The organism is Bacillus sp. HSf4, assembly GCF_029537375.1.
GTDB classification, from domain to species: domain Bacteria; phylum Bacillota; class Bacilli; order Bacillales; family Bacillaceae; genus Bacillus; species Bacillus sonorensis_A.
Map to the genome: position 1 here is coordinate 1,054,816 of NZ_CP120679.1, position 13,932 is coordinate 1,068,747.

A 13,932-nucleotide genomic window follows, 5' to 3' on the forward strand; every position below is an offset into this window, starting at 1 on the left:
CTATTAGAGTCATTCACTATAGTCGGGAAAGAAAGCATGTTTGTCCAGTTCTGCTTATTTATTAAAATGCTGTATAAGTATTGTAGAATAGTAAATGTTTTGACGGGGTGGTCTTTCTATAAATGCCGATATTTACCTATTGGAAACGTAATAATGTAGTATTTAGGTTACCTTTGCAATGTAAATGAAATGTTTTATACCCTTAAAAACTTTTTTTGAAAACGAATAAGTAAGAAATTTGATGTGGGAAGTCAAGACTATTTCTGATGGAATCGTCTCCTTATAATAGAAACAAAGGAAGGCGGTAGAAGCCGTTTTACTTTCTAACAATAAGAGATCACTTGTATTGAAAAACATAAAAAAATCTACTTTGGGAGGACAACATGAAGAAACAAGTATTAACGGCTGCATCAGCGATTGTTTTGGGGACAACTTTGTTTGCGGGAGCGGCGTCGGCACAAACGGTTAAGGTGAAAAAAGGCGACACATTATGGGGATTTTCCAAAAAGTACGGAACGACAGTCAGCAAGATTAAAAAAGAAAACAAGCTGAATTCCGATATCATTTACATAGGACAAACGCTTTCCATCAATGGAAGCAGTAAAACATCTTCAAGCACAAACACATCTTCTTCGACATACAAAGTCGAAAGAGGAGACACCCTCTGGAAAATTTCGCGGTCCTACAATATGACGGTGAATGAGCTGAAAAATCTGAACGGTTTAAAAACAGATTTAATCCGTATCGGGCAAGTGTTGAAGGTAAAGGGGAATGCAAAAGCGGCATCTTCAAATACAGCGGTCAAATCCAGCCAGACAAGCAAATCTCAAACGTCTTCTTCAAAGCTGAATACATCAAAGCTTGTCTCAGATGCACAAGCCCTGATCGGCACACCTTACAAATGGGGCGGCACATCGCCTTCAGGTTTTGACTGCAGCGGCTTTGTCTGGTATCTCTTAAATAAACAAACGAATGTCGCAAGAACGAATACAGTCGGCTACTGGAATTCCATGACCAGCGTATCAAGCCCAGCTGTCGGCGACTTTGTTTTCTTTACCACATACCAGCCCGGACCGTCACATATGGGCGTGTATATTGGCAACAACAAGTTCATTCATGCCGGTTCAGACGGTGTGACAACAAGCGATATGACAAGCAGCTATTGGAAGCCGCGCTATCTTGGTGCAAAACGCTTCTAGTCATATGTAACCAAACCCGTTCATGCTTAGAAACGGGACAGGCTGTCGAAAAAATCGACAGCCTTTTTCTATTTCAATCCTGATGAGAGGGGGAATAAAGGTCGTCCAATAACCCGGGGTTTTTCTTTTCCATCATAAAAACACTCTCAATGTTTGAGAGTGAGGTCCATGTATTTACACCTTCGGAGCCGGGCCACTTGTTGGGCCAGCTTTGTGTACATTGCCCGACTGTTACCAGCAGTCAGGGCTTTTTTTATTTTATGCATTTCTTAAGAAGAAATGCACTTCATCATATTAGGAGCACTTGCTATCTAAAAGTAGTCACTGTCATACCTATATAGTATCACAGTGGAATAAAAAATAAACAGATATTGGTTTACTTTTTATCGGTACTTCCTCTTCCAGCCGCCTCTGAGTTTACTTCGAGGCCGGCAATTTGGGCAGAGGTCAAAGCTCACGCCAAACGATGTGAAGTACGGCAGCCGGAAGCTTGGTCATCAAGGACAGCCTGGAAGGCGAAATACGGCGTTTCTCCCTTATTCCCTCATTCAGCAGCAGTATGATAAACCTTGTGACCCAAAATCAGACGGCTCTTTTTCCTGCAATCGTGTTTTGAGCTTTCAATCTTACTCAAATCCACAAGCTGGACAGCCAGGTTGAGCAATTTTTTCCGTTTTTAAAATCGGAACTGGGATAAAAAGGTCAAAAAGTGCTCGACTTTTTCATTATCTTTTAAACTGATCGCATAACCTCCGACGACGGGAAGCTGCATAAATCCGCACGGAACCTCTATTAATCTTCCTTCCATCAGCTCGCGGCGCACGGTTGAAAGCGGCAAGAACGAAATGCCGAGCCCTTCTGAAATAAACCTTTTCGTAATATGCGTCTGGGAGACGAGCATCGTTCTCACAAACGGAAATTTAATTCTCAGCTGTCTGACCAAGTCATCCCAGTACTCCGGGTGGTTATGGGTCAGCAATAAATATTCTTCGAGCAGCTCTTTGACCTCGAGCGAAGGCGCGGTTTCCGAGTCGCGGCCGTCATGGGGGGCCACCAGAATGACGGGGTCGCTGTACATCGAATAACAGGTCAGATTTGATGATTGAACTTTTAAGCAGCTTAATCCGATATCTGCGTTCCCAGCTGAAATCAACGGGGCGATTTCAGCTGATTCGGCGATCTTCACTTTGATTTCCGAATTGGGGTGAAGCGATGTGTATTTTTTTAACACGAAAGGCAGTATCGTATCGGCGATAAGCGGCGAGACTGCGAGATTCAATGTTTGCGAATAGCCTTGCCTGATTCTGTGGAGCTCTTGCATGCTAGACTCATAGTCTTCCAGAAGACGCAGGGCAAAAGGCAGGTAGGCCCTCCCTTCTTTTGTCAAATGAATGCTTCTCCCTTTCCGGGTGAACAGCTCGCAGCCGAGCTCTTCTTCAAGCAGCTTGATCTGCACGGTTACAGTCGGCTGGGAAATAAATAAGGTTTCTGCCGTCTTTCGGAAATTTTCATATTTTGCTGCGGTTACGAAGGTATGTAGCCATTTAAAATCCATTTGCGCTCCTCCTGATTAATATTTTTAATCGAAGACATCAATATAATTCAATATTTTTTAAATATTATATCAACTATAATGAAAGTAACAAAGGAAAAAGGAGGAATACATATGGTATATCATGGATTAAAAGGGGTTACTTGTGTTGAAACAGCGATCAGCCATATTGACGGTGAAAAGGGAAAACTGATCTACAGAGGATATCGTGCAGATGAACTGGCGCTTGCTTCGACATTTGAAGAAATTGCGTATTTAATACTGAATGGAACATTTCCAAAAGAGGAAGAACTTCGCTCATTCACCGAAACGCTTGCTTCATTCCGCATGCTGCCGGAAGCGGCTGAAAAGCTGATCGCCTGTCTTCCAAGAGAATTCGACGATATGGCGGTTCTCCGCACCGTTATCTCTTCATTCGGGGATAAAACGTATACGTTCCGCCCAACGATGGAGGAAGCCGTTCGGCTGATTGCTGCCGCACCGTCCATCATCGCTTTCAGAAAGCGCCTGATCGATGGAGAGGAACCTGTGCAGCCGCATGCTGAACTTGGCTTTGTGGAAAATTATTTTTATATGCTGAAAGGAAAGCGTCCGACCGAAGCGCAGAAAAAAGCGCTCGAAACATACATGATTCTCGCGATGGAACACGGCATGAACGCTTCAACCTTTTCGGCAAGGGTGACGGTATCTACCGAATCCGATCTTGTGTCAAGCATTACATCCGCACTGGGGACCATGAAAGGACCTCTTCACGGCGGAGCACCGTCGGCGGTGACTGAAATGCTTGAGGATATCGGTGAAAAGGATCGTGCTGAAAGCTATCTGAGAGCGAAGCTGGAAAAAGGCGAGAGATTGATGGGATTTGGGCATCGGGTCTATAAAACGCATGATCCGAGAGCGAAGGCTTTGCGGATCAAAGCGGAAGAAATTGCCGGGGGCGACAGGGATATTGATCTGGCGCTTCATGTTGAGAATACGGCGATCCGCCTGTTGGAAGAATATAAACCGGGTCGGAAGCTGTACACCAATGTTGAGTTTTACGCAGCAGCCGTCATGAAAGCGATTAATTTTGACGCATCGCTGTTTACGCCGACATTTTCGGCTGCCAGAATGGTCGGCTGGTGTGCCCACGTTTTGGAGCAGGCCGAAAACAATACGATTTTCCGGCCGTCGGCCAAATATATCGGAGACACGGTCACCCAATAATGAGAACACACGCCTTCTGAACTTGAAGTGCGTGTTTTTTTGTTTATTAATTCCGAAAAATAAGAATTTATAAGATCACTTTAAAAAAAGCCTCTCGGTAAGAGATAATAGAAAAAGTAATAGAAAGGAAGTGTATGAATGAGCGATCGCACAATCACAGCAAGATGGGCATCGAAAATAGGATTTGTCCTCGCCGCCGCGGGATCTGCCATCGGTCTCGGAGCGATCTGGAAGTTTCCTTATGTGGCGGGAACGAGCGGAGGGGGCGCATTTTTCCTTGTGTTTGTCCTTTTTACAATCCTTTTAGGGTATCCCTTGCTTCTTGGGGAATTTATTTTAGGAAGAAAAAGCCAATCCGATGCCATCGGCACCTATCAAAAAATAGCACCGGGGACGCCTTGGGTGGTCACAGGCTGGATTGGAATCGCCGCTTGTTTTCTCGTGCTGTCCTTTTACAGTGTGATCGGCGGCTGGATCCTGCTGTATATCATGAAAGCTGTGTCCGGTTCATTGTCGGGTCTTTCACAAGCTGAATATGGGGCCCTTTTTGGCTCGATCATACAAGATCCATGGCAAACGCTGGCAGCGCAGCTTCTGTTTATCATCATGACGATCATTGTCGTTGCCAAAGGTGTACAAAAAGGAATCGAACGGGTCAGTACAATCATGATGCCGCTCTTATTTATTTTATTTATCGCCCTTGTTTTACGGGCTTTAACATTAGATCATGCGATGGACGGCGTTCGTTTCCTGCTTGTCCCGGACTTTGGCAGCCTGACGCCAAAGGCGGTCCTTTTTGCGCTTGGACAAGCTTTTTTCACATTGACACTCGGCGTGTCCGTGATGGTGACCTACAGCTCTTATTTGTCAAAAACGCAAAACCTGCCAAAATCGGCGCTGTCGATCGTCATCATGAATCTTGCCGTCACACTTTTGGCCGGTCTGGCGATTTTTCCGGCCGTCTTCTCATTCGGCCTTAAGCCTGATGAGGGTCCGACCTTATTGTTTGCGGTGCTGCCCGCAGTTTTTGGCCAGCTTCCGTTCGGCATGCTGTTCTTTATCGCTTTTTTGGTCGCCTTTTTATTTGCCGCGCTGACATCGGCTTTTTCGATGATCGAAATCATCGTCGCCGCTGTGACGAAAGGTGAGCAGGCCAAAAGGGCGACATGGACCTGGACAATCGGGCTTCTGATTTTTGCCGCGGGCATCCCTTCATGTCTGTCATTCGGTGTCCTTCATCAGCCGTTCATCTTTGACAAGACGTTTTTTGATGCGGCGGATTACATTGTCAGCAATGTGCTGATGCCGCTGGGAGCGCTGTTTATTTCCATTTTTGTGCCGCTGAAATTGTCAAAGCGCGATTTATTTGAAGAGATGAAAAGCGGATCAAAGGCGGGGAGAGGGTTCTTTCTCGTGTGGTTTTACCTGCTCCGCTTTCTTGTTCCGCTCGCGATCGTTCTTGTTTTCTTAAACTTAATCGGCGTATTTTCATTTTAAATTGATCAGGAGATGGGAGATTATGATGCAACACCTTCAAAAGATGTTTCCAAGCGAGGATGGCAATCATGAGGCGCGGTTTGAGCTGCTCGGACTGCTTGAAACCGTCCTGAGCGGAATCGATAAGCTGAAAGATCCGGGCCGGCTGGCGCTCGGCACTGCATCAGCCGTTGCGTCAGATTATTACGAGAAAGTGATCGATGAGGCCGTTTTGCCTGTGAAAGGGCTTGGAGCAAAAAAGAGTGTTGAAGAACTGCTGACATTGGCGGATGGCCATCGTTTTCTCAATCGGCATTATGTAGCGAATGCGACCCCGCTGCCGAACAATGCCAGCATTGCGGGCAATCTGCTCATGGTTCTTTTAAATGGAAATAATCTATGGGATGTCGATGGCACGGCAGCTGCCAAAGCAGAGGTGAAAATCACCAGCATGCTCTCGGACATCGTCGGGCTTGACAGGCAAACAAGCGCGGGTTTTACGACCTGGGGAGGACAGGGCGCCGTCTTTCAATCGCTCAGGATCGCGATCGCAAATGCGTGTCCGGAAGCGAATCAAAAAGGGACGCCGCACCATCTGTACGCATTTTGTTCCGAACTGTCGCATTTCAGCCTCTATAAATCGATGGAAGCCTCAGGGATAGGAACGGACCATTTGATCAAGGTCAAAACTGGTCGCGATCATGCGATGAGTCTGGTCGATCTGCGTGAGAAAATGGAGGCTGTCATTGCTGACGGCGGACTACCGGTTTATGTGATGGCAACGCTTGGTGCGACAGATACATTCGGAATCGATGATTTAGCGGGGATCAGGCAGGTGACGGAAGAGCTTGAAGGCAAATACGGCCTGCCCCATATCTACATCCATGCCGACACGGCGATGGGCGGAATGTACAGCTTTTTTAACGGGTATGATGTTGCGGAAAATCCGCTCCGGTTTGAGGAGGAAGTGCTTGAAACACTTGTCCGCTACAGATCGCATTTTCAGCACCTGCATCTTGCGGACAGCCTTGTCTTTGATTTTCATAAACTCGGGCAAACCCCATATACGACAAGTCTTTTTTTAATCAAAAACAGGAAGGCTTTAAAAGCGGTCGATCTTGACCCGGATGAGACGCCGTATGTCGGAAACAGAGGATTTGGCAGCTATCATACAAGCTATACGCTGGAATGCTCACGAATGGGGAGCAGCATTCCGATTTATGCGTCATTGCTTGCTTTCGGCATCCAAGGCTACCAAGAGATTTTAGCGAATTACATCAGGGTCAATCTCGCGTTTCGCAAAAAGCTGACAGAAGCTTTTTCAAATGCAGCTGTCACCAATGACGCTTCGCCGGTGACGACATTCCGGTTTTACCCCCGTGATGTCCGCTATCAAGATGAACTCACCGGAAACATTACAGAGGCGGAAGTGGAAAACATCAATAAGTATAATGAAAAAATTGCGGAAAGATTGGGGAGGTTCCGCAATCAGACGTATTTTGGCAGCACCAAAAAACAAAAATATGTCTATCCTGCTGACAGCCGGTCGCCTGTACCGCTCTACGTGCAGAAATTTTACAGTGTGTCTCCTTACACGACGGTTGAAGCGGTTGACGGGTATATTGATTTTTTAAAAGCGCATGTTGAATCGTCGGATGTCACAACCTGGTAAACGTCAAAAAGATATGGAAAAAGGGCCTTATTTTATTCCCTTCTCCCATATCTTTTTTCGTTCACGATGTGAAAAGCAGGCTTTGAAGACTCGGCTTTTATATGTGGGGATTCCGTCTGTCTACCGCTCAGTTCCTTTTTTGAACCGGTATCCATATTTCGCTTTTGAACGTCGGCGAGGCGATATCCTGGTGCTCGTTCCAAAGGATTTCCGGCCCTTCGATTTGTTCATAGTTTGCGGATGGAAACCATTCTGCATAAATCCGCCCCCACACACTTTGCAGTGTATCGGGAAACGGTCCTATCGCTTCGAATACGGCCCATGTTGAAGCTGGCACTTCAAGATGTGTAAAATGCTGCGGGGACTCTTTCGTTGTAGCGGCGCCGATATAATGATCGAGCTCACCTTGCTCCTCCATCCGCCCCTCAGAAAAATTGGCGGACGCTTGAATGATTCCGCCAGGCTCCACATTGGACAGTTCTTTCAGCTGCTTGATCATATCGCTGTTTAACGTTTTCCACATGGCGGCGATGTCCGGATGGATTCCGTCAAATATGACGGGCACCCTTTTCTTGATGCCGACGATGCGGAAGGCCGGCTTTTCTTCAATCCGGTAGTTCATTTCACTTCCTCCTTTGATGGTTAATTGGAAGGTCAGCGGCGGATATGCTTTCAGCATGTGAGAACCGTATCTTGCTTCCGTCGGCGTGATCCCGTGCAGTTTTTGAAACGCCCTTGTGAAAGCGTCAGGGGACCTGTATCCGTACATAACCGCAACATCAATCACTTTAGCTCCGCCGTCTTTCAGCTCAAACGCCGCTAGCGTCAGGCGTCTGCGGCGAATGTATTCTGACAGGGAGACACCGGCGAGAAAGGAAAACATCCGTTTAAAATGATATTCAGAGCATAAAGCGAGCTTTGCCGCTTTTTTAATGTCAATATCGTCCGCCAGATGTTTTTCGATGTACGACATGGCTTCATTCATGTTCTTCAGCAAATCCATAAGATAACCTCCTTTATACATTAACAGGAAGCGAATCAGGCCATCCGACTTTTCGTGCCCGGTTGTGCAGGGATTTATTTATTGACCAAACCACGCTTTTTGCAGCCTTTTGATGCCCAATGCAATCTCCTCTTCAGAAAGCCCTCCAAATCCGAGAAGTACAGCCGTATTCTGCGGCGGCGCCGCATATGAGACAGATGCGGGATAGACTTTGACGCCTTCTTCAAGCGCTTTTAAAATCAGCCGTTCTTCGCTTTGTTCGCCTTGTATTTCAAGAATGATGTGAAGACCCGCATTTTCTCCCTTGATGGCGGCATATCCTCCCAGCTCCCGTTTAACGGCTTCAAGCAATGTTTTCCGTTTTTTTCTGTAAAGCGTCCTCATACGGTTGATATGTCTTTGATATTCGCCGTTTTCCATAAATTTCGCGATAGCCTGCTGCAAATGGCGGGAAACGGTATGTTTATACAATGAAGCAAGCTCATGTCCTTTTTCGGCCAAAGGAAGGGGCAGAACCATGTAGCTGACTCTTAAGGAGGGAATCAGCGACTTTGAAAAAGTCCCCATATAGATAACACGGTCGTTTTGGTCAAGTCCGTGGAGGGAGGGAATCGGCTGCCCCGCATAGCGGAACTCGCCGTCATAATCATCTTCAATTATATAAGCGCCCCGTGATGTCGCCCAATCAAGCAGCTTCATTCTGCGGCCGACCGGCATGATCATGCCGAGCGGAAATTGATGGGAGGGTGTAACATAAGCCAGTGCGGGCTGGTGTTGAGCAAGTTCATTGACGCAAATTCCGCTGTCATCAACGGCTGTCGGGATGACCCTGAGCCCGCCTGTCTGCAAGACCGATTTGGAGCGATGGAATCCCGGGTTTTCAAATCCGACGGCCGCGCCTCTTGGGAACAGCCGGCATAAAAACTGCAGTAAAATCGGTGTCCCGGCGCCGACGATGATTTGCTCCGGTGAACAAACGACGCCGCGCGATTCTCTGAGGTATACGGCAATCATCTTTCTTAACGACAGATCTCCGGCCGGCGGCCCGCTCTGAAAAAGTTCGGCACTTGAAATATCAATCGTTTTGGCGAGCGTTTTTTTCCATGCGGAGATCGGAAATGACGAGAGATCGACATGGCCGTGGTGAAAATCGATGACTTCCTCGGAGAGCGGTGCTTCTTCCTCCGCTGTTTCAAAAGGAGGAGGGGGCGAAAACGCTTGAAAATCACCATCTGCTTCAGCCGCATACCAGCCCTTCCGTGGCTTTGTGATCAGGTAGCCTTCGGCGGTAAGTTGATCATATGCATGCTCAACGGTTGTTTGGCTGACGTTTAAATGTCTGGAGAGCGCCCGTTTGGAGGGAAGTTTTGTCCCCGGCTGGATATGTCCGCTATGGATTTCATTTTTGAAAAACGTATACAGCTGCTGATAAAGCGGCTCGTCATGTTCACGGTTTAAAAAAGGTGTTATATCCATATGATCATACCTTTCAAGATAACTGGCATTCACTATTTTAGCAAAACTGACTATTTTAATCATGCCAGATGTCAGGTTAAAGTAAATCCATAACCAATAGAAAGGAATGATATTGTTGCTTTATTTCAAAGAAATTCAATCTGAAACAGAACGAAAGGAAGTATATCCGGTGATGAAACAGCTGCGACCGCATCTCGATGAATCGGCGTTTTTAGAGCTCGTTGGAACATTGCAGAAAACCGAAAATTACAAGCTTTTGGCACTGTACAGCAATGACGTTCCCGTTTCTTTGGCGGGCTTCTCAAAGCGAGTAACATTAAATCAAGGAGCCCATGTTTGGGTGGAGGATCTGGTGACGTGTGAAAAACACCGGTCAAAAGGCTATGGAAAACAGCTGCTCTCGGCTGTCGAGGAATGGGCCAAGCAGCAGGGCTGTCGGTCTGTCGCACTGTCATCAGGGACACAGCGACGCGACGCCCACCGTTTTTACGAAGAAAAAATGAAATACAATAAGGCGAGTTATTTATACCGAAAGCCGCTTTAGCAGGGGAGCGGATGTAAAGGCATAAAAAACCGCCTCCTGCTGTGATGGTAAAACCAAAATGCGGAGGCGGTTTTTTATTCAAATGGGTATCTTTCCGGAAAGCGGGGCGGACATCGGCTTATGGCGCTGGTGTCCGCTCTCGACTTCCGCGTCTTTAGTTTTCAAAGCTCCATCATCAAAAACCAAGCTGCAGATTCGTATCAATTGACACAATCGTCCAGACGCAGATGAGGATGAAAATGTTGAGCACAACACCAAGGAGCCCTAATCCGGTCCGGCCTTTTTTGATGAATAGCTCGATGATGCCGAGCGGAATGGCGGCCATTGCAAAAGGAAGCATTTTAAAGGAATAAGCGAATGAATCGCTGATGATCGCCAAATTTAAAATGAGCAGGGAAAGAATCGCTGTCGCGACAGATACCCATCCAAATACATTATGCTCTTTAAAAATTCTTACCAGTTCCATAATGCCACCTCACCTACTTTAGCTGCTTTTACAGGACCTTTATCAATCAGCTTTTCAATTTCTTTTGAAGGACCGGTCACCACCGCGCCATACACATTCACACCGTTTTTCTCAACGTAGTCAAGCCGTTTTGCAAGCTTTAAGTCTTTTCTGCCTGATATCGTTTCAGCCCACTTATTGTGTTTGATCATATATGACAGGGCCGCTTTGAACTGCTCCGCATCGCTTTGATCGGAATTTTGATAGACGTAAATGCGGTCGGAATCCTTCCCTGGATAGCCGATCGGCTCAGCGTATGGATGCTCTTTTAAATCGGTTTCTGTTTCAATCGCATTCCAAAGGACGCGTACATCATATCTTTTTAACTTGTCGTACAGTTCCCTTGTCGGATAGGATCTTTCAAATGAAACGTAAGCTTCTGTCACCGTTCCGTCAGGCAATTGTTTCAAGATCGCTTTGGCTTTGGAAGTCGATTTTTCTTTGATGCCTCCCGGATAGACAAAATGCCTTTCTTCCTGTGTGAGCTCCTGGTTATATTGGTGAACCCGCGGGGCCTTCAGCTGGTCAAAGAACATCTCTACTTCCTCGTTTCCAACCACTTTTGTCACATTGCCGATCTGTTTCTTTAATGGAAACTGGGTCTTGATGCCAAAAAGCTGCACTTTGTTGACGAGTGCATCCGTATCCACCTGAATGTTCGGCTTTGTGACGGCCACCGTCATTGAAGCGGTCTGCACCAACGCATTTCCTTTGCTTTCATGTCCGCCCATGCCGTAGTATAAATAGCTTCCAAGCGTGCACAGCGGCAGAATGATGAGCGTGGAAAGGACAGCAAGAGCTGAAATCCGCATATATGATTTATTTTTCCCATATCTTAAAATCGCTTTTTGCTTTTCAGGACTGAGGGTGAGGTCCCAATTTTCGTCTTTCATTTCCTGATCCAGCATGTTCTGATACTCTTCGAGCTGTTCAAGCTCTTCTTCAACCTTGATCATTTCCGCTTCGGAAAGCTCGCCGTTTTTATACTGTTCCCAACGTTTTTTGAAATCTTCATTCATCGTTAACACCTCTGTTGTAAAGTGCTTTCAGACGCTGTCTGGCACGAAATAAAACACTTTTAAAATTAGCCTCTGAGATATTCATCAAGCTTGATGCTTCCTTGTAGTTCAGCTCTTTTAAATAATACAGCGTAAGCGCTTCCCGGTAGTTATCGGGGAGCTGGTTCATATATAGCGTCAACACTTCCTTAATCTCGACCTGGTGGGCAGGGCTTTGGACCGCGTTTTGAAACAAGCTTCCGATCATATCGTCAGAAATCGTTACTTCCTTTTTATGCTTTCTGACATAATCGATAAACGCATTCCGAGCCACTTGAAAAAGCCAGGGCTTCACCTTGCTGTGGTCGTAAGAGTGGATGTGTATGTAGGCTCTCATAAAGGTTTCCTGAAGCAAATCCTCTGCAAGATGTTTGTCTTTCGTCATGGAGAGCAGAAACCTGTAAACATCATTCATATACATTTGGTAAATTTCATCGATAGTCACTGCCTTTTCTCCCCTCTATGTTATAAACGCATAAGAAAGGTTTGAAGTTGCACTCAACATGTCCACGGCTGTTTTTTCCTCCAATTTCTTACCCTTAAAAATCATCTATCCTATATAATAACTGAACATGTTCAAAAAAACTAATGATGGATGAGAGGGAATTTTTGAAAGTTCCCCCAATCGCCCGGACAAACTCGTGTTAGATAACGACAGAAAATTAGAGATACCATAAAGCTTTGTTATTGGTCAAGGGTTAGCTGACGGAGTGCTTTTTATTTACTGAAGAACCGGACACAGACGGGTTCTTGAAAATCGATCTATAGACTGCGGTAAATTGAATAGACGGAATAGCACAAATCCAGTTGTCAAAAAATGCCTCCTTCCGCAAAATAATTACCATAAATCAAAAAAATGTAAAAAATTTTCATTAGACTGAAAAATTTCAATTTGGGGAAAGGGATGAGGGGCCTTGAGTGTAAAAATGCCGTCTCAAAAAGTGGGAAACATGTTAAATCAATGGTATGGGATCATTAAGCTTCAGCAGGTTCATAAAGCAAAATTAATGAGAGATCAGATTGAACATGCTCTTAAAAACATGGAAGAAGACCAAGATGTCCTACTGTCTTTAATTTAATAGATTCAAGATATAAAATGCTGGTTGATCAATATAGCTTGTCAGGCAGTCTCTTGAAAAGAATGGAACATCAAGCTGAAGAAAAGAAGACGGACGACATGCTGCAATATTATTTTTATTTCTTCAGCTGTATGTATGAATTTTATATGAAGAATTTCACCGATGCCATTCATTTTTACAGGATAGCGGAATCTAAGCTTCAACAAATTCCGGATGAAATCGAGATAGCAGAATTTCATTATCAAGTGGCAATCGCCTATTACAAAATGAAGCAACACTTCTTTTCGCTAAATCACATTGAAAAAGCGTTAGATTCATTTAAGGCTTATGAAGAGTACAGCAATCGAGTGATTAACAGCGAAATGGTACTTGCCGCTAATCAAGTTGATTTATATCGTTTTGAAGAAGCCGCAAAGCTTTATAAACATGCTTTAAATAAGGCACGCGACAATAAAAACAGCCTTATTGAAAGCTTTGCATGTTTTAATTTAGGGGTGTGTTACGAAAGAAGAGATTTGTTGGACGAGTCAAAAACATACTTTGAACAAGCGGCAAACATTCAAGAACGCGAAAATTCGATTTTTGGAATACGCAGTACATATATGTTGAGCCGAGTGAATTATAAACAAAATTTATTGAATGAAGCTCGTCGTTGGTATCAACAAAGCTTTTCCTGGGCCGATGCAGAAGATGAATTTGAATATAAGGCAAAGCTTCAAATGATATACTCATTGTATGATCGGCACGATCCTGCAAAAATAGACGAAGCTTTGGGACAGCTGAGAGAAAAAAAGTTGTGGTCAGATGTTGCAGAATTAACAACCATAATTGCACTTCATTACAAAAAAGAAGGAAATATTTATCATCAGCGAAATACTTTGAACAGGCATGTCATGCGAAGGATCAAATTCTTAAATTGACGCGTAGGTATTATCATGAAGCGTATGAAATCTATTATTGCAACTGCAGTTTTAGGCGGTCTTCTTGTTTTAGGTCTTTACAATATGACATCAAGCTCAATTGAAGCTAACGAAACCTTGCCGATAAAAATTGCTGAAGACGCAGTATTCGGTTAAAGTGAAACACCAGCCTTTCTCAAATTATGAGAAGGGCCTTTCTCGTTTTTGGGGCGAGGAAAACTCGTGTCTTTCAGGAGTATGTC

General features: G+C 45.1%; 14 protein-coding genes. 8 read left to right on the forward strand and 6 right to left on the reverse strand.

Annotated elements, in window-relative coordinates; genetic code table 11:
* The first annotated feature begins 383 nt into the window (after positions 1-383).
* Positions 384-1,199, forward strand: coding sequence for a C40 family peptidase (locus P3X63_RS05320; protein ID WP_277692559.1), 816 nt, complete (start codon positions 384-386; stop codon positions 1,197-1,199).
* Between the two features lie 676 nt (positions 1,200-1,875).
* Here the strand turns inward: P3X63_RS05320 and P3X63_RS05325 are convergent.
* The gene (locus tag P3X63_RS05325; RefSeq protein WP_026586200.1) at positions 1,876-2,754 is read right to left on the reverse strand and encodes a transcriptional regulator CitR; all 879 of its coding nucleotides are present in this window, start codon (positions 2,752-2,754) and stop codon (positions 1,876-1,878) included.
* Between the two features lie 111 nt (positions 2,755-2,865).
* Between P3X63_RS05325 and P3X63_RS05330 the strand changes: the two genes are divergently transcribed.
* The 3 genes from P3X63_RS05330 (at position 2,866) to P3X63_RS05340 (ending at position 7,105) form a co-directional block, all read left to right on the forward strand.
* Positions 2,866-3,957, forward strand: coding sequence for a citrate synthase/methylcitrate synthase (locus P3X63_RS05330; protein ID WP_077737134.1), 1,092 nt, complete (start codon positions 2,866-2,868; stop codon positions 3,955-3,957).
* Positions 3,958-4,095: 138 nt separating this feature from the next.
* Positions 4,096-5,454, forward strand: a complete 1,359-nt coding sequence (locus P3X63_RS05335) for a sodium-dependent transporter (protein ID WP_026586202.1) — start codon at positions 4,096-4,098, stop codon at positions 5,452-5,454.
* A gap of 25 nt (positions 5,455-5,479) precedes the next feature.
* Positions 5,480-7,105, forward strand: a complete 1,626-nt coding sequence (locus P3X63_RS05340; protein WP_035428267.1) for a pyridoxal phosphate-dependent decarboxylase family protein — start codon at positions 5,480-5,482, stop codon at positions 7,103-7,105.
* A gap of 127 nt (positions 7,106-7,232) precedes the next feature.
* Here the strand turns inward: P3X63_RS05340 and P3X63_RS05345 are convergent, their stop codons facing one another.
* Positions 7,233-8,108 carry an AraC family transcriptional regulator gene (locus P3X63_RS05345; RefSeq protein ID WP_277692560.1) on the reverse strand — a complete coding sequence of 292 codons (876 nt, stop codon included), beginning with the start codon at positions 8,106-8,108 and terminating at the stop codon, positions 7,233-7,235.
* A 78-nt stretch (positions 8,109-8,186) separates the two neighbouring features.
* Positions 8,187-9,584 (reverse strand): MocR-like pyridoxine biosynthesis transcription factor PdxR, encoded by a 1,398-nt coding sequence (gene pdxR / locus P3X63_RS05350; RefSeq protein ID WP_277692561.1) that lies wholly within the window; start codon positions 9,582-9,584, stop codon positions 8,187-8,189.
* Positions 9,585-9,756: 172 nt separating this feature from the next.
* On the opposite strand from pdxR, the gene P3X63_RS05355 reads away from it, so the two are divergent.
* A complete protein-coding gene (locus tag P3X63_RS05355; protein ID WP_409445030.1) occupies positions 9,757-10,128 on the forward strand; it encodes a GNAT family N-acetyltransferase in 372 nt (123 codons plus the stop codon).
* A 175-nt stretch (positions 10,129-10,303) separates the two neighbouring features.
* Here the strand turns inward: P3X63_RS05355 and P3X63_RS05360 are convergent, their stop codons facing one another.
* Genes P3X63_RS05360 through sigM form a run of 3 tightly spaced genes read right to left on the reverse strand, consistent with a single transcriptional unit; the run spans position 10,304 to position 12,136 of the window.
* On the reverse strand, positions 10,304-10,594 hold the full coding sequence (locus P3X63_RS05360) for a hypothetical protein (RefSeq protein ID WP_026586207.1): 291 nt from the start codon (positions 10,592-10,594) through the stop codon (positions 10,304-10,306).
* The gene (locus P3X63_RS05365; protein ID WP_026586208.1) at positions 10,582-11,652 is read right to left on the reverse strand and encodes an anti-sigma factor; all 1,071 of its coding nucleotides are present in this window, start codon (positions 11,650-11,652) and stop codon (positions 10,582-10,584) included. The genes P3X63_RS05360 and P3X63_RS05365 overlap by 13 nt, the downstream gene beginning before the upstream one ends.
* Complete coding sequence (gene sigM / locus P3X63_RS05370; protein ID WP_003180127.1) at positions 11,645-12,136, reverse strand: RNA polymerase sigma factor SigM; 492 nt, start codon at positions 12,134-12,136, stop codon at positions 11,645-11,647. Before sigM ends, P3X63_RS05365 begins: the two co-directional genes overlap by 8 nt.
* Positions 12,137-12,605: 469 nt before the next feature.
* On the opposite strand from sigM, the gene P3X63_RS05375 reads away from it, so the two are divergent.
* Genes P3X63_RS05375 through P3X63_RS05385 form a run of 3 tightly spaced genes read left to right on the forward strand, consistent with a single transcriptional unit; the run spans position 12,606 to position 13,846 of the window.
* Entirely contained in the window at positions 12,606-12,770 is a 165-nt protein-coding gene (locus P3X63_RS05375; protein ID WP_236251210.1) for a response regulator aspartate phosphatase, read from the forward strand.
* 17 nt (positions 12,771-12,787) lie between these two features.
* Positions 12,788-13,690 carry a tetratricopeptide repeat protein gene (locus P3X63_RS05380; protein WP_277692562.1) on the forward strand — a complete coding sequence of 301 codons (903 nt, stop codon included), beginning with the start codon at positions 12,788-12,790 and terminating at the stop codon, positions 13,688-13,690.
* A 15-nt stretch (positions 13,691-13,705) separates the two neighbouring features.
* Positions 13,706-13,846 carry a hypothetical protein gene (locus tag P3X63_RS05385; RefSeq protein WP_277692563.1) on the forward strand — a complete coding sequence of 47 codons (141 nt, stop codon included), beginning with the start codon at positions 13,706-13,708 and terminating at the stop codon, positions 13,844-13,846.
* The last annotated feature ends 86 nt before the right edge of the window (positions 13,847-13,932 follow it).